This window comes from Nocardiopsis lambiniae, assembly GCF_031845465.1.
In the GTDB taxonomy this organism is placed as follows: Bacteria; Actinomycetota; Actinomycetes; order Streptosporangiales; family Streptosporangiaceae; genus Nocardiopsis; species Nocardiopsis lambiniae.
On the sequence record NZ_JAVREP010000030.1, the window covers coordinates 1 to 20,392 of the forward strand.

The 20,392-nt window shown below is 70.6% G+C and carries 19 protein-coding genes; 10 read left to right on the top strand and 9 right to left on the bottom strand.

The window, feature by feature from the left end:
* Positions 1–324 precede the first annotated feature (324 nt).
* The 3 genes from serB to RM479_RS26035 form a co-directional block, all read right to left on the bottom strand.
* The gene (gene serB / locus RM479_RS26025; RefSeq protein WP_311514328.1) at positions 325–1,593 is read right to left on the bottom strand and encodes a phosphoserine phosphatase SerB; all 1,269 of its coding nucleotides are present in this window, start codon (positions 1,591–1,593) and stop codon (positions 325–327) included.
* A gap of 99 nt (positions 1,594–1,692) precedes the next feature.
* Positions 1,693–2,340, bottom strand: coding sequence for a DUF1707 SHOCT-like domain-containing protein (locus RM479_RS26030; protein ID WP_311514329.1), 648 nt, complete (start codon positions 2,338–2,340; stop codon positions 1,693–1,695).
* A 208-nt stretch (positions 2,341–2,548) separates the two neighbouring features.
* The gene (locus tag RM479_RS26035; RefSeq protein ID WP_311514330.1) at positions 2,549–3,313 is read right to left on the bottom strand and encodes a hypothetical protein; all 765 of its coding nucleotides are present in this window, start codon (positions 3,311–3,313) and stop codon (positions 2,549–2,551) included.
* A gap of 59 nt (positions 3,314–3,372) precedes the next feature.
* On the opposite strand from RM479_RS26035, the gene RM479_RS26040 reads away from it, so the two are divergent.
* The 3 genes from RM479_RS26040 (at position 3,373) to RM479_RS26050 (ending at position 6,398) form a co-directional block, all read left to right on the top strand.
* Positions 3,373–4,158 carry an ABC transporter ATP-binding protein gene (locus tag RM479_RS26040; protein ID WP_311514331.1) on the top strand — a complete coding sequence of 262 codons (786 nt, stop codon included), beginning with the start codon at positions 3,373–3,375 and terminating at the stop codon, positions 4,156–4,158.
* A 396-nt stretch (positions 4,159–4,554) separates the two neighbouring features.
* Entirely contained in the window at positions 4,555–5,478 is a 924-nt protein-coding gene (locus RM479_RS26045) for an SPFH domain-containing protein (protein WP_311514332.1), read from the top strand.
* A 161-nt stretch (positions 5,479–5,639) separates the two neighbouring features.
* A complete protein-coding gene (locus tag RM479_RS26050; protein WP_311514333.1) occupies positions 5,640–6,398 on the top strand; it encodes a sulfite exporter TauE/SafE family protein in 759 nt (252 codons plus the stop codon).
* Between the two features lie 91 nt (positions 6,399–6,489).
* Here RM479_RS26050 and RM479_RS26055 read toward each other — a convergent pair whose 3' ends face one another.
* The 3 genes from RM479_RS26055 to RM479_RS26065 all read right to left on the bottom strand — a co-directional run bounded on the left by RM479_RS26055 (position 6,490) and on the right by RM479_RS26065 (position 8,932).
* Positions 6,490–7,113: an HD domain-containing protein gene (locus RM479_RS26055; protein ID WP_311514334.1), complete on the bottom strand. Its 624-nt coding sequence runs from the start codon at positions 7,111–7,113 to the stop codon at positions 6,490–6,492.
* Between the two features lie 158 nt (positions 7,114–7,271).
* The gene (locus tag RM479_RS26060) at positions 7,272–8,261 is read right to left on the bottom strand and encodes an alpha/beta hydrolase family protein (protein WP_311514371.1); all 990 of its coding nucleotides are present in this window, start codon (positions 8,259–8,261) and stop codon (positions 7,272–7,274) included.
* An 80-nt stretch (positions 8,262–8,341) separates the two neighbouring features.
* Positions 8,342–8,932, bottom strand: coding sequence for a TetR/AcrR family transcriptional regulator (locus RM479_RS26065; RefSeq protein ID WP_274812966.1), 591 nt, complete (start codon positions 8,930–8,932; stop codon positions 8,342–8,344).
* A gap of 325 nt (positions 8,933–9,257) precedes the next feature.
* On the opposite strand from RM479_RS26065, the gene RM479_RS26070 reads away from it, so the two are divergent.
* Together RM479_RS26070 and add are read left to right on the top strand one after the other, a co-directional pair.
* Complete coding sequence (locus RM479_RS26070) at positions 9,258–10,745, top strand: aldehyde dehydrogenase (NADP(+)) (RefSeq protein ID WP_311514335.1); 1,488 nt, start codon at positions 9,258–9,260, stop codon at positions 10,743–10,745.
* A gap of 264 nt (positions 10,746–11,009) precedes the next feature.
* Positions 11,010–12,065 carry an adenosine deaminase gene (add, locus tag RM479_RS26075; protein WP_311514336.1) on the top strand — a complete coding sequence of 352 codons (1,056 nt, stop codon included), beginning with the start codon at positions 11,010–11,012 and terminating at the stop codon, positions 12,063–12,065.
* Between the two features lie 76 nt (positions 12,066–12,141).
* Here the strand turns inward: add and RM479_RS26080 are convergent, their stop codons facing one another.
* Entirely contained in the window at positions 12,142–13,272 is a 1,131-nt protein-coding gene (locus tag RM479_RS26080) for a CapA family protein (RefSeq protein ID WP_311514337.1), read from the bottom strand.
* An 876-nt stretch (positions 13,273–14,148) separates the two neighbouring features.
* Between RM479_RS26080 and RM479_RS26085 the strand changes: the two genes are divergently transcribed.
* The 3 genes from RM479_RS26085 (at position 14,149) to RM479_RS26095 (ending at position 17,083) form a co-directional block, all read left to right on the top strand.
* Positions 14,149–15,204: a chaplin gene (locus RM479_RS26085; protein ID WP_311514338.1), complete on the top strand. Its 1,056-nt coding sequence runs from the start codon at positions 14,149–14,151 to the stop codon at positions 15,202–15,204.
* Positions 15,205–15,388: 184 nt separating this feature from the next.
* Positions 15,389–16,225, top strand: a complete 837-nt coding sequence (locus RM479_RS26090; protein ID WP_311514339.1) for an SURF1 family cytochrome oxidase biogenesis protein — start codon at positions 15,389–15,391, stop codon at positions 16,223–16,225.
* Between the two features lie 63 nt (positions 16,226–16,288).
* Positions 16,289–17,083, top strand: coding sequence for a class I SAM-dependent methyltransferase (locus RM479_RS26095; RefSeq protein ID WP_397223220.1), 795 nt, complete (start codon positions 16,289–16,291; stop codon positions 17,081–17,083).
* Here RM479_RS26095 and RM479_RS26100 read toward each other — a convergent pair.
* Positions 17,073–17,633 (bottom strand): RNA 2'-phosphotransferase, encoded by a 561-nt coding sequence (locus RM479_RS26100; protein WP_311514341.1) that lies wholly within the window; start codon positions 17,631–17,633, stop codon positions 17,073–17,075. The genes RM479_RS26095 and RM479_RS26100 overlap by 11 nt on opposite strands.
* A gap of 109 nt (positions 17,634–17,742) precedes the next feature.
* On the opposite strand from RM479_RS26100, the gene RM479_RS26105 reads away from it, so the two are divergent.
* A complete protein-coding gene (locus tag RM479_RS26105) occupies positions 17,743–18,543 on the top strand; it encodes a TIGR02452 family protein (RefSeq protein ID WP_311514342.1) in 801 nt (266 codons plus the stop codon).
* 134 nt (positions 18,544–18,677) lie between these two features.
* Here the strand turns inward: RM479_RS26105 and RM479_RS26110 are convergent, their stop codons facing one another.
* Complete coding sequence (locus tag RM479_RS26110) at positions 18,678–19,328, bottom strand: MerR family transcriptional regulator (protein ID WP_311514343.1); 651 nt, start codon at positions 19,326–19,328, stop codon at positions 18,678–18,680.
* Positions 19,329–19,429: 101 nt separating this feature from the next.
* Between RM479_RS26110 and RM479_RS26115 the strand changes: the two genes are divergently transcribed.
* A complete protein-coding gene (locus RM479_RS26115; RefSeq protein ID WP_311514344.1) occupies positions 19,430–20,389 on the top strand; it encodes a hypothetical protein in 960 nt (319 codons plus the stop codon).
* Positions 20,390–20,392: the final 3 nt, after the last annotated feature.

Sequence of the window (20,392 nt, forward strand, 5' to 3'; positions counted from 1 at the left end):
CTGATGGTACTGCCCTGTGGTGGGGTGGGAGAGTAGGTTGCCGCCACGGTTTTTCTTGGGGGTCGAGGCCCGTCTCTGTTGGGGCGGGTCTCCCTTCGTGGGTGGGGTTGGTGTGTGGGGGTCGCCGTGGGCGGCCCCCCTTTTTTTTGTGTTGTGGTGGGGGTGGCCGGGAGCCACCCCCCCTTTTTTCGTATGCGGGGGGCGGATTCAAGGGTTTCTTCGACGCCCCTGGCCGGGGCCGAAGGGAAAGGAAGTCCCCTCGCCCCCGCGGGAGCGGACGCTCACCCACCCGGGCTGGTACCTCGGAAGGCCGTGTCCCCCGGATCAGTGGAGGGAGGTGTGTCCTATCGATGCCGGTTCCGCGTGGGCGTGGAGGTCCGCCGCCTCGATCTCCTCGCGGGTGATTCCCAGGATGAACGCGATCGTGTCCAGGTACGGCACGTTCACCGACGTGTCCGCCTGCTGGCGCACCACCGGTTTGGCGTTGAACGCGACCCCGAGTCCCGCCGTCTGGAGCATGTCGAGGTCGTTGGCCCCGTCCCCCACCGCGACGGTCTGTTCGAGCGGCACACCGGCCTCCGCCGCGAAGCGTTCGAGGGTGACGGCCTTGCCCTTGCGGTCGATGATGGGGCCCACCAGTCCGCCGGTGAGCTTCCCGTCGACGACCTCCAGCGTGTTCGCGGCGGAGTAGTCGAGTCCCAGCCGTTCCACCAGTACATCGGTGATCTGGGTGAAGCCGCCGCTGACGATCCCGCACTCGTAACCGAGTCGCTTGAGGGTGCGGATGAGGGTCCGTGCCCCGGGGGTCAGCTGGATCTCCTGGCAGACCTTTCCGATGGCGTCGGCGTCCAGGCCCTTGAGGAGGGCGACGCGGCGGCGCAGGGACTCCTCGAAGTCGAGTTCGCCGCGCATGGCCTGTTCGGTGACCCGGGTGACCTCCTCCTCGCAGCCGGCGTGGGCGGCGAGGAGTTCGATGACCTCACCCTGGATGAGGGTGGAGTCGACGTCCATGACGATGAGGTGCTTGGCCCGGCGGTGCAGGCCGCTGGGCTGGACGGCGACGTCCACGCCCTGGGTGGCGGCCTCCATGGCCAGTTCGGCGCGGAGCTGGGCGAGGCGTGCGGGATCGCCCGCCGCTCCGGAGATCTCCATTTCCACGGAGGTGACCGGGAAGCTGGAGAGGCGCTCTATCCGGTCGATGTTGGCGCCGGCGCGGGCCACACAGGAGGTGATGGCGCCCAAGGCCCCGGGGCGCAGCGGGTCGGCGAGCACGGTGACGTGCAGCCGATCGTTGGTGGAGGAGTCGTTGACCCGGTGCTCACCGGAGGCGTAGTCCACCTCCATGTCGAGGTCGATCGCGGTCTTGTCGAGAGCGTGGCGGACCTCTTCGAAGACACGACGACGGCTCACCCCGGGGGCGACGCGCTCGTCCACCTCCAGGACGGTGCCCAGGACGAGGCGCCCGGCCAGGACGACCTGTTCGAGGTCGACGATGGTCACGGGGAAGACGGAGAGGGTGCTCAAGAGGCGCGCGCTGATGCCCGGGCGGTCGCGACCGGTCACCGTCACCGACAACGTGGTTTCATCATTCATGGCGCCACCCACGGTACTCGGCCGCCCGATGGTCCCGACGCGCAGGCCGTTCCTTTTCGCAGCTAGTTCACCATGTGGACACTCTGCGGGCCCGGCGGCTCACTTCCTCTTCTTGGACTTGCGCGGTTTCTTCGCTTTCACGGAGACACCGCCCAGCATGCAGGTACCGGTGAGCCGGATGACGGGGGCGTTCGGGTCGGTGACCTGGTCGGTCCCGTGCAGTTCGGTGCCGCCCAGAATTCCCGACGTGTCGTTGATCACCCTGACCCCGTAGGGCACGGTGATGTCGACCCCGCCGAGGATGACGGCGACCTGGATCGTCACTTCGCGGCGGCTGAGAACGGCCTCGCGGAGGTCGAGGTCGACGCCGCCGCACAGGACGGAGATGTTGGTACGGGGCTCGACGAGCCAACGGCCCTTGCGTTCGCAGCCGCCGAACACGGCGACCATGTTCTCCGAGCCCTTGCTCTGGCCGGCGAGGTCGCGTGCCTCCTGGCCGAGGATCTCCATGCCGTCGGGGGCGCCGGGGACGCCGGGGGCGTGTTCCGGGTGGAAGGCGTCGTGTCCGGGCCCGGGCAGGTCGGACACGATGGGTCCGAGTTCGCCGATGGTCTTGGCCCTGTAGAGGGTGTCGAGGCGTTCCTCGTGTTCGACAGGGCTGAGCCGACCTTCCGCCACCGCCTCGCGCAGACGTTCGGCAACCATGTCACGGTCCGCGTCAGAGGCTCGGATGTGCTCGGGCTGCATGGTGGCGGGTCTCCTCATCGATCCGTGGGCCGGGTTTCGACCGCACCTCAAGTATCGGTTCGCCCCCGGTGTCGGCGGATCAGGTATCTTCCCTGGTCCTACCCTGAGACTTCCTCGCCGTCGTCCGGGTCGGCTTCCGATCCGAGGCCGGGGCCCGGATCCCTCACCCTTCCAGGATGCCCTGTGAGGGGCCGCCGCGTCACCCCTGTCACAGGGGTAGGGCCGCGTGCGCGGCCACGAGGGCCCGGCGCACCGCCGCGTCCAGGCGGCGAAGCGCACGCCCGCGCGCATCCACCTGGTGGGAGTTCATCCCGCGCCCGCCGTGGGGGTCGGCGAGGTCGACGATGGTGGCCAAGCGGGCGGCCTGTTCGGCGATCCCCCGGGCACGGCGCGGGTAGCCGGGTGCGAGGACGGCGGGCGCCGAGTCGAGCGCGTCCACCCGCTCTCGCACACCGGGGGCGAACGCGGCGATGTCGTCGACGCCCTCCATGTCGCGGGCGACGTCGATGAGGGTGAGCTTGAGCGCCTGTTCGGCCTCGGCCAGATCGGGCACCTGGGGGATCGTGTCGTTGGCCGGATACGGGGTCCAGGAGACCCCCACATAGGATGAGCCACGCCGGTCGGTCGTGGGGACCAGCCCCACCTGACGGTCGGCGAGTCGGAGCAGGACCCCTTCCCGCGCTTCCAACGCGGCCTGGTTGAACTCCCCGGGGCCGACCAGGCCGAGCGGATCCCCTTGCGCGGGCAGCGCCAACCGGAACATCGACGGTCCCCCGCCGGGAAGGCCACGAAGTCGTACCAGTGCGGTCCGCAGCGGTACGCCCTCCTCGAAGGGCAGGTCGCCCGGCGGTACCGTCCCGACGAGGCCGGGGCCGTCGCGCCGTTCGACGGCGTCCACGGCGTCGTCCAGGCCGACGTGCCCGGACAGCCAGGCGTTGCCCCAGGCGACGAGTGAGGCGGACGTGGAGTGCATGGATCCAGGGTAGGTCGGGCCTGCGCCGGCTCGGGACGTGAGCGACGTGAGGGAGAACGATGGACGGTCGGGTTCTGGGCCTGGGCGGGGTCACCGTACGACGGGGCGACTCGCTCCTGTTGAACGGTGTCGACTGGTCGGTGCTGGAGGGTGAGCGCTGGGTGGTCCTGGGCCCCAACGGCGCGGGTAAGACCACGTTGTTGAGCGTGGCCTTCAGCCAGCTCCATCCGACCTCGGGAGAGGTGGAGATCCTGGGCGAGGGCCTGGGCAAGGTGGACGTGTTCGAGTTGCGGCCGCTCATCGGCTACGCGGGCGCCGCGGTGGCCGGCCGCATCGAGGAGGGCACCCCCGTTCTGGACCTGGTGCTGAGCGCCGCCTACGGGTATCTGGGCCGGTTCCGTGAGGAGTACGGCGTCCCGGACCTGGGGCGGGCCCGGGCGCTGCTGGGGCACTGGGGCGTGGGGGACCTGGCCGACCGGGAGTTCCAGACCCTGTCGGAGGGCGAGCGCAAACGGGTGCTGATCGCCCGGGCGCTGATGTCCGACCCCGAACTCCTGCTGTTGGACGAGCCGGCGGCCGGGCTGGACCTGGGCGGCCGTGAGGACCTGTTGCGCCGGTTGGGGGCGTTGGCCCGCAACGAGGCGGCGCCCGCTCTGGTGGTGGTGTCGCACCACGTCGAGGAGATCCCGGTGGGGTTCACGCACGCGTTGCTGCTGCGCGAAGGCGGTGTGGTCGTCGCGGGTCCGCTGGACGAGGTGATGACGGCCGAGAACCTGTCGGAGACGTTCGGGCTCCCCTTGAAGGTGGAGCGGGACGGCGAGCGTTGGAGTGCTCGGGCGGTCTGATCCCCTTCCCACCAGGACCTCCCCTTTCTCCCTCCCCGGCCGGCGGTGTCTCCGCCGGCCGTCGTCTTGTTCTCACATCCGTCGCCCACGCCCCTCGCGTCCCGTGCCCGATTGTTCGGCCCCGGGCAAGGCGGGATAAGGGGCACGAAAACCGAGCCATCATATTGTCCTTAAATACTGTTTCTGTCCGGATATGGCTCGTCGGATGCACATCGGGTAGCGTCTTCGGCGGTGAGCGGATCGCTCCATTTCGGCGCGCTTTATGATCATCGGGTGGGCGGGATCGTGCGGTGCGCGGTCCGTGCCCGCGTTGCCTGCCACCCCAGCCAGGAGATCCGGAGCTGCTCTGATGTCGATGTCGAATACCACCTCGGTGCGGAACAAAGGGGTGGTCGCATGACCATGATCCTCATCGTCGCGCTTTTCGTCGCCGTTCTCCTGCTCATCTTCTGGCGGAGTGTGCGCATCGTTCCGCACTCCATGCAGGACGTGGTCGAACGCTTCGGTAAGTTCCACCGCACCCTGGACTCGGGTTTCAACGTCGTCATTCCCGGCGTCGACCAGATCCGCGAGCGCATCGACCGCCGTGTCCAGGTGGTGAGCTTCCCACCGCAGTCCGCCATCACCGAGGACAACCTCGCGGTGGAGGTCGACTCTGCGGTCTACATCCGGGTCAGGGACGCCTACAAGGCCACCTACGAGGTCGCCAACTTCATCCAGGCGGTCGAGCAGCTCACCCTGGCGACGCTGCGCAACGTCATCGGCGGCATGAACCTGGAGGGCACGCTCACCTCCCGCGACCAGATCAACCGCGAGCTCAAGACGGTGCTGGACGAGGCCACCAGTGACTGGGGCATCGAGATCAGCCGCATCGAGCTCAAGGGCATCGAGCCACCGTCCTCCGTGCAGGAGGCGATGGAGATGCAGATGCGCGCGGACCGGGAGAAGCGCGCGCAACTGCTCAGCGCCGAGGGTGAGAAGCAGTCCGCGGTGCTGCGCGCCGAGGGTGAGCGCGCCGCGGCGGTGCTGCGCGCCCAGGGTCAGGCCGAGGCGCAGATGCTCACGGCCAAGGCCGACGCGGACGCCCAGACCCTGCGCGCCCGGGGTGAGGCCGACGCCATCCACATGGTGTTCAAGGCTTTGCACACCAGCCGGGTCGACCCGGAGGTACTGGCCTACCAGTACCTCCAGAAGCTGCCGGAGATCGCCAAGGGCGACGCCAACAAGGTGTGGATCGTCCCCTCGGAGATGGGTCAGGCCCTCCAAGGGGTCGGCGCCGCCTTCCAGCGGTTGCGCGACGATGTCGTCCGGATGCCCTGAGGCCCCGTTCCGCTCGTTCCCGGCCCCGGTGCGCTCCCGCGTCCCGGGGCCTTCGCGTTCCCCGTTCCCCCCGACCCCCAGGCGATGATCCGACCATCCGATCTCGTAGTCTGTTGTCGCCCTCGACGGTGGGGGGAGTGGCGGAGCGCGAAGGACGGACCATGGAACTCTGGCAGGCCGCGGTCGTTCTCCTCGCCGGAATCGCCGCCGGTGGGATCAACTCGATCGCCGGCTCGGGGACCCTCTTCACCTTCCCCGTACTCCTGGCCCTGGGATACCCGCCGATCACCGCCACCATCTCCAACAGCATCGGTCTGGCGCCGGGCAGTGTCAGCAGCGCGATCGCCTACCGTCGGGAACTGGTCGGCCAGCGCTCCCGGATACTCCGGTTGGGCACGATGTCCCTCCTCGGCGCGATCACCGGTGCCCTGCTGCTGATCTACCTGCCCGCCGGGGTGTTCGAATCGGTCGTGCCGTTCATGATCGGCGCGGCCTGCCTGCTCATCGTCCTCCAGCCCCGCATCACCCGCTGGGCCAGGTCGCGCAAGCCCGCCCGCGAGGACGGCGGCCCCCTGCTCCCGGTGGGCGCCTACCTGACGGGCACCTACGGCGGCTATTTCGCCGCCGCGCAGGGGATCATCCTCATGAGCGTCCTCGGAACGGCCCTGGACGAGGACCTTCAGCGGCTCAACGCCCTGAAGAACCTGCTCGCCGGCATCGTCAACGCCACGGCCGCCGTGTTCTACGTCGTGCTGGCCTCGCCGTCCTGGCCGGTGGTCGGCCTCATCGCGGTGGGCTCGATCGTCGGCGGATACCTGGGCGCCCGGTTCGGGCGTCGGCTGAGCGCGGCCGCGCTGCGCGTCGTCCTGGTCGTGGTGGGGCTGTCCGCCGCGATCCAGCTGCTCATGGGTCGGGTCTGACCGACCCGCGTCCTCGCGCGCGTCCGCCCCGGTGCGCTCTCCGTACCCACCGGACCGGGCGCGGTCCCACCGGACCGGGCGGCTCCCCGGCTCAGGTGCGGAAGTAGCCCCGCCGGTCGGCGTCGTCGATGAGCGCGGTCGCGTACGCCCCCAACGCCTCGGATCCCTCGGCGATCGCCTTCACCTTCTCCATGACCTGGGCCCGGGTGATCCCGAACCGCACCCAGGTGCCGCCCTCGTTGTGCCAGTTGGTCAGCATCGGCGACAACCGGTTCACGGCCCGGGCGAAACGGGCCTCCGGGGTGGACCGGGTCTCGAACTCCTCCCACAGGTCCCGGGCCCGTTCGGCCTGGTCCTCGGGGAGCAGGGGGAAGATGCGGTCGGCGGCGGCGCGGTCGCGCTCGGCCCGGGTCGCGGAGTCGGTCTGGTCGAACAGGAAGGTGTCGCCCGCGTCGATCTCGACGATGTCGTGGAGCACCAGCATCTCGACGACCTTGTCGATGTCGGTGCCCTCGGGCGCGTATTCGGCGAAGGTCCGCGCGCTCAGCGCCAGATGCCAGGAGTGCTCGGCCGCGTTCTCCCTGCGGGATCCGTCCACCAGTAGGTTCTGCCGCAGGATGCGCTTGAGTTTGTCCACCTCCAGAAGGAAGCGGAGCTGCGCGCTCAACCGCTCGTTGTCGACCCCGCTGGCAAAGACCGGTGCCGGTTCCGTCACGTGGTTCGCCCTCCTGAAGGATGAGTCGAAACGGTCAGGCGGACCGCTGGGGTGCGGTCGCCCCTGGATGATCCCATGGAACGCGCACCGACTGTCGCGGTGGCGTCCGTTAAGGGGACGGCCGGAGATGCGGTGGGGTGCACACGGTGAACGCCGTGTCACGGCGACGGGACGAACGCCCGCGGGTTCCCCCCGGTGCTCCATCCGTCGCCGGCCCCGTCCCGGACCTGGGCGGAAGCGGTGACGTGCCGGTGGAACCATTCGGTCAGGGCGCGATCGACGAGCACACCGGCGGGAGTGAGGGGGCCGGGCTCCAGTCCCGGCTCGGTGCCGATGGCGTGGGCCAGATCCGGGATCACGATGTGACGGAGCACATGGTTCGTCCCCTCGGGGGAGACGGGTACACCCTCGCGCCCGTTCCGCCCCCCTCCTCCTCCGGAGCCCTCGAATCCGCCGACGCCCCCGTGTCCGCCGCGTGCCTCGGAGTCCACCTGGCCCGTGCCCAGGAACGCGGCGCGCAGCGCCTCGTGCAGACCCCGCCCGTGCTCCGGCGGCACCACCTCGTCCCGGCCGCCGCTGACGACGAGCATCGGCGTGCGCCCACGGGCGACCTCCCCCGCACGGGCGACGAAGTCGAACCGTTCACGGGCCGCGAGGGAGCGGTCGTTCCAGGCGTAGGGGGAGCCGTGGTGGCGTTCCCGGGCGGCGATGACCGGCGCCGGATCGGCGACCGGGTTCACGACGGCGGCTGCGCCGACCGCGAGGTCGCCCTCGGCGAGGGCCAGTAGGGTGGCCGCGGCTCCCGCGCCCACCCCCACCAGGCCGACCGGGCCGTCGGTGATGGGGAACCGGGTGCGCAGTTCGGCGACCAGGCGGGGCAGTTCGGCGGCGGCCTCCTCGACCACCGGGCCGAACAGCTCGACCAGGTAGTCCTGTTCGCCGCGTCGGCCGATCTCGCGTACACCGCCCTCGGGCAGACGGGCCCCGAACAGCGGCAACCCGGGGTAGACCCGCCATGCGGGCAGGGACGCCATGGGCGCGGTCCCGGCCAGGGCCGACTCGCCGCGCGGCGGCTCGAACGCGTGCAGGCCCAGGACGAGTGGCGCGGGGTGGGGTCCGGTGGCGGGGGGCAGGGCCAGGAAGGGGATCCCCGCCGCGGTCCCGGTGACGGGGCCGGCGGTCCGCGAGGCCGTGGGGGCCGCCCCGGGGGCGGTGTCGTCTCTGTCGTCTACCACCGGGCCTCGCCTTCGGTGCGTCGGGAGAAGTCGGTGAGGTAACTGCTCACCACCCGCTTCGCCTCGTTGATGAGATCGGGATCGCCCTCGGGGTCGTCGCGGAACGCCAGTTTGAGCACCGCGTCGGCCGACTCGACGGCCACGTGGATCGCCCGGTCGAGTTCGTCGCTGTCGGGGACGCCCGACACGGACACGACGATCTTGCGCAGTCGGATCGAGATGACCCGGTTGTTGTCGGTGCCGCCGTTGAGCAGTCGCGGGTCGACGATGTCACCGAAGTGCAGGCTGCGAAAGCCCGGCACGTTGCGGTGCATGTCGATGTACTCGTCGACGATGGTGTCGACCGCCGCGGTCCAGTGCGTGAACGAGGTGCCGGCCAGCCGCTCGGTGATGCGGGCCCCGAACTGGTCGAGGAAACGCAGGCCGAGTGCCTGGGTGATGGCCTTCTTGTCCGGGAAGAACTGGTACACCGAACCGATGGCCACGCCCGCGCGCTCGGCGATCCGGGTGGTGGAGAGGTTGTCGTAGCCGACCTCGTCGAGGATCTCGGCACAGCAGTCCAGCATGCGCTGGACACGGAGCATGCTGCGTTGTTGGGCGGGGAGCCGGCGGAGCGGTGCCTGGGCGAAGGCGAGCTCGTCCGCGGAGGCGCGGGTCGTCCCGCGGCTCTCGTGCGATGCGTGACCGGACCCGTTCTTGCCTGCGGGGGTCCTCCGCGACCGCGGGGGCGTTGAGCTTCGGGAATTAGTCGTCACCTCACCTATGATGCCGTTCCGGAATCACCTGGTTCCGGGGAAATTCCAGTTTCGTTCTGCGGATTCTTCCTTCCGCGTCACCGGTGAAGGTTCCGTCATGGGATGGTGGGAGCGTGCCCGAGGCCTCGAACCCATCCCTCTTGGAGGTTGAGCCATGACCACCGACACCCCCGAACCGACGATCGAGGACCGGCGGGACACCACGCCCGAGGAACTCGACGTCCTCATGGAGCGCGCGGCCGCTGCCGCGCCGCTGCTGGCGGCGCTCGCCCCGGCGGAACGCGCCCGACTGCTGCGGGCCGTCGCCGAGGCGCTGGACGCCGCCGCCGACGAACTCGTCCCCATCGCGCAGGCCGAGGCGCACTATCCGGAGGCCCGCTGCCGGGGTGAGCTGGGGCGCACCACCTTCCAGTTGCGGCTGTTCGCCGACGTGCTGGAAGAGGGCTCCCACCTGGAGGCCATGATCGACCCCGCCGACCCGGACTGGGGCACCCCGCGCCCGGACGTGCGGCGTCTGCTGGTGCCGTTGGGTCCGGTGGTGGTGTTCGGGGCGAGCAACTTCCCGTTCGCCTTCGCCACCGCCGGCGGCGACACCGCGTCGGCCCTGGCCGCCGGCTGCCCGGTGATCGTCAAGGCCCATCCGGGGCATCTGCGCCTGGCCCGGCGCACCACCGAGATCGTCATCGACGCACTCGACGCGGCCGGCGCCCCGGAAGGGGTGTTCGGCCTGGTGGAGGGTGTCGAGGTGGGGCGCCTCGCGGTACTCCACCCGCTGACCCGGGCGGTCGGCTTCACCGGGTCGATCCCGGGTGGCCGCGCCCTGTTCGACCTGGCGGTGTCGCGTCCGGACCCGATCCCGTTCTACGGCGAACTCGGCAGCGTGAACCCGGTCTTCGTGACCCGGGCGGCGATGGAGGCGCGCGGGGGGGACATCCTCTCGGGGTACGCCGACTCCGCGACCCTCGGAGCGGGACAGTTCTGCACCAAGCCGGGTGTGGTGTTCGTCCCGGAGGACGCCGCGTTGGACGCGCTCGTCACCGACTTCGCGGGGCGGACGGCCGCGCCGCTGCTCAACGAGCGGGTGGCCGACGGGTTCGCCCGAGGGCTGGACACCCTGGCCGGCCACCCGGCCACGAAGGTCCTGGTCCAAGGGGCCGAGGGCGAGGACGGCGCCTGGTCGCCCTCGTTGTTGCGCACCGACCTGGACTCGCTGCTGGAGCACTCCGAGACCCTGTTGGAGGAGTGCTTCGGGCCGTGCACGCTCGTGGTGACCTACGCCGACGAGCGTCGGTTGCTGGAGGCGGCGGGCGTGCTCCACGGTCAGCTCACCGTCACCGTGCACGGTGAGGAGGACGACGCGATCGCGCCGGCGCTGCTGGCCCTGGGCGCGTCGTTGGCGGGCCGGGTCGTCTGGAACGGATGGCCGACGGGGGTGGCGGTCACCCACGCCATGACCCACGGTGGTCCGTACCCGGCGACGACCGCGCCGCTGCACACGTCGGTGGGGACCACGGCGATCCAGCGGTTCCTGCGTCCGGTGACCTACCAGTCGGTGCCGCAGTCGCTGCTGCCCGAGGCGCTGCGCGATGACAACCCGCTGGGTGTTCCGCGTCGTGTCGACGGCGCGGCTCCGACGGTCTGACCCACGTCGCCCCGGGCGCACCGTGCGCCCGGGGCGTCCTTCGGCCCCGCTCCACCGCACGCCGGGGAACCCGGAGGAGGGCGGGACCCCCGCCGTGCCCATCGGCCCGTTCCCGGCCGACCGGGGCGGATACGGGGACGCGAGCGGCCGAACGAGGCGGAGCCGGCGGGGAACGTCCGGTACCGGCACCTCCATCTGACGGGTAGGCGTGAGATCGTCCCGAAGCCCTTGGAGACCGGAGCCGGCCACCCGTAGTCTCGCGCCATGAACAGCCACCCGAACCCCGCCCCCGACGCCGTCGAGGCGCTGATCCGCGACCTTCCCAAGGTGGAGCTGCACGTCCACCTCGAAGGCTCCATGCCGGCCGAGACCCTGTTCGACCTGGCTCGTCGGCACGGGGTCGCGGAGATCCCCGGCACCCTCGACGGGCTTCGCGACTGGTACGCCTTCACCGACTTCCCGCACTTCATCGAGGTGTACCTGGCGTCGGTCGGGACCCTGCGCGAGGAGGAGGACTTCGCCCTCCTCACCTCCACGGTCGCTCGGAGCCTGGCGGCCCAGAACGTCCGCTACGCCGAGCTGCACATCAGCCTCTACACCCACCTCATGCGCGGGGTGCCCGCCCGGGTGGTGTTCGACGGTGTGGAGGCGGCCCGCCGTGAGGCCGAACGCGAACACGGCATCCGGTTGCGCTGGATCCCCGACTTCCCCACCGACTTCGGGCCGGAGAGCGCCGAACGCACGATCGAGGCGGTGCTGCGCGACGCCCCGGTGAGCACTGTCGGGTTCGGTGTGGGCGGGACCGGGAGCACCCTCACCCCCTACGCCGACGTGTTCGGCCGGGCCCGCGCCGCCGGGCTGGCGAGCCTGCCGCACGCCGGTGAGCACGGGGGTCCCGAGCGGGTCCGTGAGGCCCTGGACCTGCTGGGGGCGGAGCGGATCGGCCACGGGATCGACTCCATGCGCGATGACGACCTGGTGGCGCGCCTGGTGGACGAGCAGATCCCCATCGACGTCAGCCCCACCTCCAACGTGTGCACGCGGGCGGTGGAGCGGATCGGGGAGCACCCGTTGCCGGCCATGCTCGACGCCGGGCTGCTGGTGACCCTCAACAGCGACGACCCCACCATGTTCGGCACGGACCTCACCAACGAGTACCGCACCGCCCATCACCTGGGCCTGTCCCCGGCGGATCTGGTGCGCCTGGCCTCCAACGGCGTTCGCGCCTCCTACCTGGCGGCGGCGCACCGGCACGCACTGCTCTCGGAGATCGCCGAGGTGGCCGCCCGGCACGGGGTCCCGGCCTCCGCCCTCGTCTGATCCGGAGCGCGTTCCGCGCCCGGACACGGGTCCGGTCGTCCACATCGGCTGAGGTGGACGACCGGAAGGGGTCCTGTCATGCGGGGGAGTCGGTCAGCGGCAGACCGCACTCGTTGCGCATGTTCGTCCAGGTCTGGGTGGCGCTCTCGGCGGACGCGCCCTCGTAGGGGACGGGGACGCCGCCCTGGATCTGGGCGGGCAGCCAGTCGGCCTGGGTGACCGAGCCCTGGTCGAAGGTCAGGGTGAGCACGCCGGTCTCGGCGGTGGGGCCGTTGAAGTTGTAGAACACGAAGTTGCTCAGCCCGTAGTGCACGTAGGAGTCACCGAGGAAGCCGCCGGGGGAGAGCACGTGCGCGTGCCCGCCGACCACGGCCGCCGCACCGGCGTCCACCAGTTCCTGGGCGAGGGTGGGCGCGTGCGGCAGCGGGCAGTGCGCACCCTCCAGGCCCCAGTGCAGGAACACCACGACGTTGTCGTACTCGGCGGCGGCCTCGGCGACGGCGTCGATCATGTGCTGCTTCATCTCGCCCTTGGTGGAGGCCATCCCGGGCTTGCCCTCACCGGGGGTCCACTCGGCGATGAGGTGGTCGTCGAGCACGTCGGTGGCGCCGAACATGGCGACGGTCTGCCCGTTGACCTCGGCGATGTGGGGCGCGTACGCCTCCTCGATGTCGAGTCCGCCGCCGACCAGGGCCACCTCGGAGGCGGCACCGTTGTCGAGGGTGTCCATGAGTCCGTCGACGCCGTAGTCCATGCCGTGGTTGTTGGCGATGGTGGCCACGTCCACGCCGGCCGCCTCCAGGGCGTCGAGGGCGCTGGAGGGCGCACGGAAGAGGTACTGCTTTCCGGGGGCCGGGGTGCCGCCCTCGGTGATCGCGGTCTCCAGGTTGATCATGGCCAGGTCCGCGGCGGACAGGTGCTCGGAGATCGGGTCGAGCGCGGTCTCCGGGTTCTCCAGGCGCGGGCGCAGCATGCCCTCGAACATCACGTCACCGCCGAAGGCGATGGTGAAGGGGTCGGAGGCGACCTCGGGCTCGCCGCTCGGAGAGGGGGGAGTGGAGGACTCGCCGCCGGCCCCGGACGCCCCCTGGAGCTGTTCCGGGTCGTCGTCGGCCGAGGAACAGGCGGCGACGAGCACGAGGGCGAGCGTCGCGGCTCCGATCGGCAGGGCCGTGCGCGTGCGGGTGCGGGCGGGTACGGATTGCATGCATGCTCCAGGAGGGGCGGGGGAAACGGGGGCATGTCCTGGGAGTCAGGACGCGCGTCGCACGTCTCCGGTTGGCCGGTGCGTGCGAATGCCCGGTATCCCGTTCCATCCGCCACCGACGATCACTGATCGTATTCGAATTATCTCAATGAGTGTTCACTTGCCGAGTATCAAGGTGATCGGATCCGCGTGCGGGGTGATCCGTCGGCTCAGGGTACGCGCTCTTGACTAAGGCTTTTGTCATGCTTTGCGGAGTTTGTCACGCGGGCGCCCTCGGGGGTGCGGGGGTTTCGGCGTCTCGGGCCTTCGGGTCGGTCCGCGTGCGGCCGTGTCCTTCGGGGGGTGGCGGAGGCGCCGGCCTTCCCTTGTCCGGCTTTTCTGGCAAAAGGTATACCGGGCGCATTCATTGAAATTCACCACGCAGAGGTTGTGGCTCCCCCCGGTGTCCTGAAAACGAATCAACGAAGTTGCTTAGTTGTTTGGTCGATGGGGTTTACCGTTAACTTTTTCTGGCGCGAAAAACACGGAGAGTGCTCAATTAATATCTTTGTGTTGTCGTGCTTGATTCTTTGAACAGCGACTATTCCCCAAAGTCGCAAGTTGATCACGCAGAGTGTCCATGGTGGAAATAAACATTTCCGGAAAGCGCTCGTGCTCGCTCTCCGTCTTGCTAACGTTTCGGTCCGTCGCCGGTCAGCGAAGAACGGAACCGCGATACCCGTGGGTCCCCCCGCCGTTCCATCGCGCTCACGCGGTGTCGGACCCGCACCGCCGTCCCGGCGGGACCGCGCACACCAGCGGACCGGTCCCGGGGCACGGCTCAACGCCACGACCGGCGTGATTCCCCAGGCTTCCTGCGTCGAAAGGCCGCACCAGATGCGCAACACACTCCGTTACTCCTTCGCCACGGCGATCGCCGCCGGCCTCGCCTTCGTCCCGGCGACCGCGGCCTTCGCCGACGCCACCACCAGCGGTTCGGGAGGTGTCGGCTCGGGCAACCAGATCATCGTCCCCGTCGACATCGAGGCAGGCCTGTGCGGCAACTCGCTCGCCGTCCTGGGCATATCCAAGGCCACGTGCACCCAGGTCTCCAAGGTCCTCTACGAGACCAGCGGCAAGGGCGGCGCCTCCACCGACGGTTCGGGCGGTGTGGCCTCCGGCAACCAGATCATCGTCCCCGTCGACGCCGCGATCGACGCCTGCGGCAACGCCGTGGCCGTCGGGGGCGTCTCCAAGGCCGAATGCCTGGAGGTCGTCGAGGTCCTCGAAGAGGAGTCCGCCGACGGCACCTACTCCACCGACGGTTCGGGCGGTGTGGCCTCCGGCAACCAGATCATCGTCCCCGTCGACGCCGCCATCAACATCTGCGGCAACTCGGTGGCGATCCTCGGCGCTGCCAGCTCCAAGTGCACCACCATCATCAACATCATCCAGGCCGCCCCGGAGAACGAGGGTTCCCCCGAGGCGACCACCGACGGTTCGGGCGGTGTGGCCTCCGGCAACCAGGTCGTGGTCCCCGTCGACGTCGCCACCGACATCTGCGGTAACGCCGTCGGCGTGCTCGGCCTGGCCGAGGCCTCCTGCCTGGAGGCCATCTCCGAGAAGCCCGGTGAGCCGGGGAAGCCGGAGGAGCCCGGGGAGGAGACCCCCGAGACCCCCGAGAAGCCGGAGGAGCCGGGCGGCGAGAAGCCCGAGAAGCCCGAGGAGCCCCGTGAAGAGGACGAGCACGAGGGCGATGACGGTGAGGACGACGGCGGCAAGGGCGACGACAAGCCGGCCCCGCCCCAGCAGGCCGGCTCCGAGCTGCCCCTCACCGGTGGCGCCCTGACCGGTCTGGTCGCCGCGGGCATCGCCGCCGTCGGCGCCGGCGGCGCGGGTCTGTACTTCGCCCGCAAGCGCAAGGCCGCCCTCGCCACCGCCGGCGAGGAGTAGGACCGCCGCCCGCGCCGCGCGCGGGAACGGACGTCCACCGCGGGGCCGCCGACATCGTGTCGGCGGCCCCGCCGTCGGTCCTGGCGCGGTGACGATCGCGGTGACGGGCGCGGTGATCGAGAGCGGACCGGTCTGTGGGCGGGGCGGTGCGAGGTGCTCGAAGACGTCTCATACCCTCGAAGACGTGCGCAGAGTCCTGTTCTCCCAACGCATGCTGGCGTTCCACGCGCTGGTCCTCGTCATCGTGCCCACCTTCATCTGGCTGGGCTTCTGGCAGGTGGACCGCTGGGGGACGCGCAGCGACGCCGTCGCCCTCCAGCAGGGCAACCTGGCCGCCGAACCCGTGCCGGTCGCCGAACTCACCGAGGTCGGCTCCGACGTGGCGCCCGCCGACCGGTGGCGCACCGTCGAGGCCGTGGGGACCTGGGACACCGGGCACCAGATCCTGCTGCGCAACCGCGACGGCTCCGGTGGGGTCGGCTTCCACGTGCTGACCCCGCTGGTCACCGAGGAAGGGCCCGCGGTCCTGGTCAACCGGGGCTGGATCCCCCGAGGTGAGACCGCCCTGGACGTGCCCGAGGTGCCGCCCGCGCCCACCGGCACGGTCGAGGTGGGCGGCCGTCTCCACTTCTCCGAGACCGAGGAGAACTCCGGGCGGCGCAATCGCGACGATCTGCCCGAGGGACAGCTGCTCATGGTCGACGTGCCCGCCATCGCCGAGTCACTGCCCTATCCCGTCTACGGCGGCTACGTCGAGCTCACCGCCCAGGACCCGCTGCCCGACGTCGCCCCCGAGCGCATCGAGGTGCGCGAACTGGACTCCGGGATGAGCCTGTCCTACGCCGTCCAGTGGTGGGTGTTCACCCTCGTCGCCATCGGCGGCTGGATCTTCCTCATGCGGCGGGAACTGCGCGACGCCCGTGAGGCCGAGAGCGCCGGGGACACCGCTGACGGGGGTCCGGCCGAGCACACGGAGGGCACCGGGGACACCGGTGACCGCCCGCGCGAAGACGTCCACTGACGTCCGCGCCGACCCACGAGGGGACACGTGCACGAACACGACGACTATCCGGTGCCGGGACGGATGGAGCGGCGCGCCGTCGACCCACGTGAGAGCGTTCGCGCGGGACGCCTGTGGTGGGACGGCGCCGCCGACGCCTACCAGGCCGACCACGGTGACTTCCTCGGCGATGTCGACTTCGTGTGGTGTCCCGAGGGGCTGACCGAGGCCGACATCGGTCTCCTGGGCGATCTCGACGCCCTGCGCGAGCGCCGCGTCCTGGAGGTCGGCGGGGGAGCGGGCCAGTGCGGGCGTTGGCTGCGTGCCCGGGGAGTGCGCGAGGTCGTGTCCTTCGACCTGTCGTTCCGCCAGCTCCAGCACGCCCGGCGCATCGACGAGGACTCGGGGACGCGTCTGCCCACCGTCCAGGCCGACGTCCAGCGGCTGCCGTTCTCCGACGCCGCCTTCGACGTGGTGTTCTCCTCGTTCGGGGCGTTCCCGTTCGTGCCCTCGGCCGACGACGCCCTGGCCGAGTCGGCCCGGGTGCTGCGCCCGGGCGGGCTGTTGGTCTTCTCGGTGACCCACCCCGTCCGGTGGAGCTTCCCCGACGACCCCACCGAGCACGGGTTCACCGTCCACCAGTCCTACTTCGACCGGCGCGCCTACGTGGAGGAGGACGACCACGGCAACGCGATCTACGTGGAGCATCACCGGACGGTCGGGGACTGGGTGCGGGGGATCGCCGGGGCCGGACTGGTCCTGCGCGACCTGACGGAGCCCGAATGGCCGGAGGGGCACGACCGGGTGTGGGGCGGCTGGGGTCCGGTGCGCGGCCGGATGATCCCCGGGACCGCGATCTTCAGCGCCGTCAAGCCGTGACGGGGGCGGTCCCGCTCAGGTACCCGGGCGGGACGGCGGCCACCAGCCACACCCCGTTCCCCGTCACCCGGAACCCGTGGCCGTCCCGGTGCATGCGGCCCGCGGCGACGGCGAGCACCACGGGCCTGCCCCGGCGGGCGCCCACCCTGGCGGCGGTCCCGGTGTCGGGTGCCAGATGGACGTCGTGCCGGTTCATGGGCCGCAGCCCTTCGGCGGTGATGGCGGGCATGAAACGGCCGACGGTCCCGTGGTAGAGGGTCTCGGGCGGTTCGGTCGGGACGAGGCCCAGGTCGACGCTGACGGAGTGGCCCTGCCGGGCGCGGATGCGGGTGCCGTCCGCGCTGAACTCGAACCGTTTCTTGTCGTTGCCGGCGACGACCTCCTCCAACTCCCCCCGGCCGAGTCGGACGTCCGCCCGGCGCAGGCCCCGGAGCAGGTCGTCCACCGGCGTCCACCCCCGGGGGTCCAGGCGCACCCCGATCCGGTCGGGGTCGTGGCGCAGCACACGCGCGATGTACCTGGAGGCGCGCACGAGTCTCTTCTGATCCATGTACCACATCCTCGTCGGCGGGACCGCGTCGGTCCAGGGTTTTTCCAGTGGACCGGGGGAACGCGCGCGCATTAGCCTGCCGTGTCCGTCGTACGGAGTGGGAGGGCCTGTGTCACAGCGTTTGCGCGGCATCTGGTCGGAGACGAAGAGCATGTTCGAGGCGGAGCGGTACCGGGTCGGCGCGCTGCCGGTCGACCTGTCCGCCGACCTGGCGGCGATGCGTGAGGGCACCCGGCACCACCTTCCGGAGGACATCGCCGCGCTGCCCGCGTCCGTCCCACGGCACGACACCCGATTCGAGGTGACGGGCGAGAGCACCCTGGCCGCGCTGTTGCGCCTGGCGGGGGAGGGCGAGGTGGCGGCGCTCAACTTCGCGTCGGCCCGCAACCCGGGCGGCGGCGTCGCCAACGGGGCGCGCGCCCAGGAGGAGAGTCTGGCCCGGTCGAGCGCCCTGTACGCGTCGTTGACCCGATGCCCCGAGTTCTACGCGCACCACCGGGAGGAGCGGTCCCTGCTCTACAGCGACCGGGTGATCTGGTCTCCCCGGGTACCGGTGCTGTGCGACGACCGGGGCGAGCGGCTGTCGGAGCCGCCGGCGGTCGGGTTCCTCACCTGCGCGGCGCCCAACCGGAGGATGATCGAGCGCAACGGTGCCGAGGACGCCCGGGCGATCCCCGGGGTGTTGACCGCGCGGGCCCGGGGCGTGCTGGCGGTGGCCGCCCACCACGGGGTGGACGTGCTGGTGCTGGGCGCGTGGGGGTGCGGTGTGTTCGGCAACCGGCCGGAGGAGGTCGCGGCGGCTTTCGTGGAGCACCTGCGCGGTGGGTTCGCGGGGGTGTTCGAGCGCGTGGTCTTCGCGGTCCTGGACCGGGACGAGCGGGTGCGCGCGGCCTTCACCGACCGCTTCTGACCGGGGGCGGGGCGCGTTCCGCGGACACCCGTCCTGCCGCGCGACGCCCCGGCACGCTCGCCACCGCCCTCCGCGCAGGGCCCGTGTCCGACGACGTTCCTCTCTCGCGACGGGCGGCATCCGGGCGACACGCCTCAGTCCTCCCGCGCGGAGCGGTGTTCGTCCTCGTCGAGGTACCGCTTCGCGGACTCGTCGATCTGGGCGAGGCGACGCAGGACCGTGAACAGGGTGTCGCCGAGCACGGTCTTGGCGGCGGCGGCCTCCAGCACCTCCTCCGACGTGGGCAGGTCGCCGACGCGGTCCAGGTCGACCCGGACGACCTGCTCGATGGCGGCGGCGTAGCGGTCCAGGGAGGCGTCGTCGACGGGGTGCCCGGCTTCGCGGTGACCGGCGAGGACGACGGCCAGGGCGTCCATGGCGGGGTGGTCCTCGTAGAAGAACCAGCCCTGGCGGGTGACGAACGCCCGTGCGCGTTCACGGTCCTCCTCCTCGGGTTCGATGTCGGTTCCGACCAGGGGGATCCGGCGCATGACGAGGCCGAGCTTGGTGTGCAGGCCCAGACCGGGCTCGGCGACCTCGGCGAGGACCTCGCGAACGGTGGTGATCGGCAGTCCGCCGACGGTGACGAGGGCCCTGATCAGGCGTAGCCGGTGCACGTGCTCCGCGCCGTATCTGGCCTGGTTGCGCCCGGTGGGTTCACCTCGGGGGAGGATGCCCTCCCGCAGGTAGTACTTGATCGTCGGGATGGGGACCCCGGCCCGTTCGCTGAGTTCGGCGATGCGCATGACGGACATCCTCTCCTGTTCTGCCTTGCGAAATCCACATAGATACTAGATAGTTCTAGTATCCAGTATGGATAGTGTTGCTACCCATGAGAGAGGGTGTCATGAACCCGCCGACCACCGTGCGCGCCATCATCGATCTGCACCGGCCGCTGACCCTGACCGCGCTCCTGAGCCTGGGCCTCCTGCTGGTCTCCGTCACCGGTCTCGTCCTCGACGACCGGATCATCAACGGCGACCCCGCCTGGCTCAAGCCCACCAAGTTCGCGATCTCGGCCATCGTCTACAACCTGACCCTCGCCTGGTTGCTGTCCCTCGTCACCCGGAGGCGCCGAACCGCCTGGTGGCTGGGTACCGTCATCGCCGTCATGCTCGCCGGCGAACTCGTCGCCATCACCCTCCAGGTCGTGCGCGGTCAGGTCAGCCACTTCAACAACGCCACCTTCTTCGACACCGCCGTCTACGGCCTGATGGCGGTCATGATCACGACCGTGTGGCTCGTCACCCTCGCCATCGGCGTGCTCCTGCTCGTCCAGCGACTCGGCGAACGCTCCATCACCGTTGCCATCCGGGCGGGCATCGCGATCGCCCTCGCCGGGATGGCGGTCGCCTTCCTCATGACCATGCCGACGGCCGAACAGATGGTCACCCTGCGTGAGGGCAATGCCTCGGACGTCATCGGAGCCCACACCGTCGGCCTTCCCGACGGTGGCCCCGGGCTGCCCCTGGTCGGTTGGAGCACGGTCGCCGGAGACCTGCGCGTCGCCCACTTCGTCGGCCTGCACGGACTCCAGGTCATCATCCTGTTCGCTCTGCTGCTGACGGTCCTGGCCCACCGGTACCCGCGTCTGACCTCCGACGCCCTGCGCACCCGGCTGGTCCTGGTCGCCTCCGGCTCCTACGCCGGCCTTGTCGTCCTGCTCACCTGGCAGGCTTTGCGCGGTCAGTCGGTCGTCCGGCCCGACGGCCTCACCCTGGCCGCGGCCGGGGCCCTGGCGGTCGCCACGGTCGTGGGGGTCCTGTGGGCCCTGCGCCTGCGCGAACGCGAGCGCGAACACGTATGATCC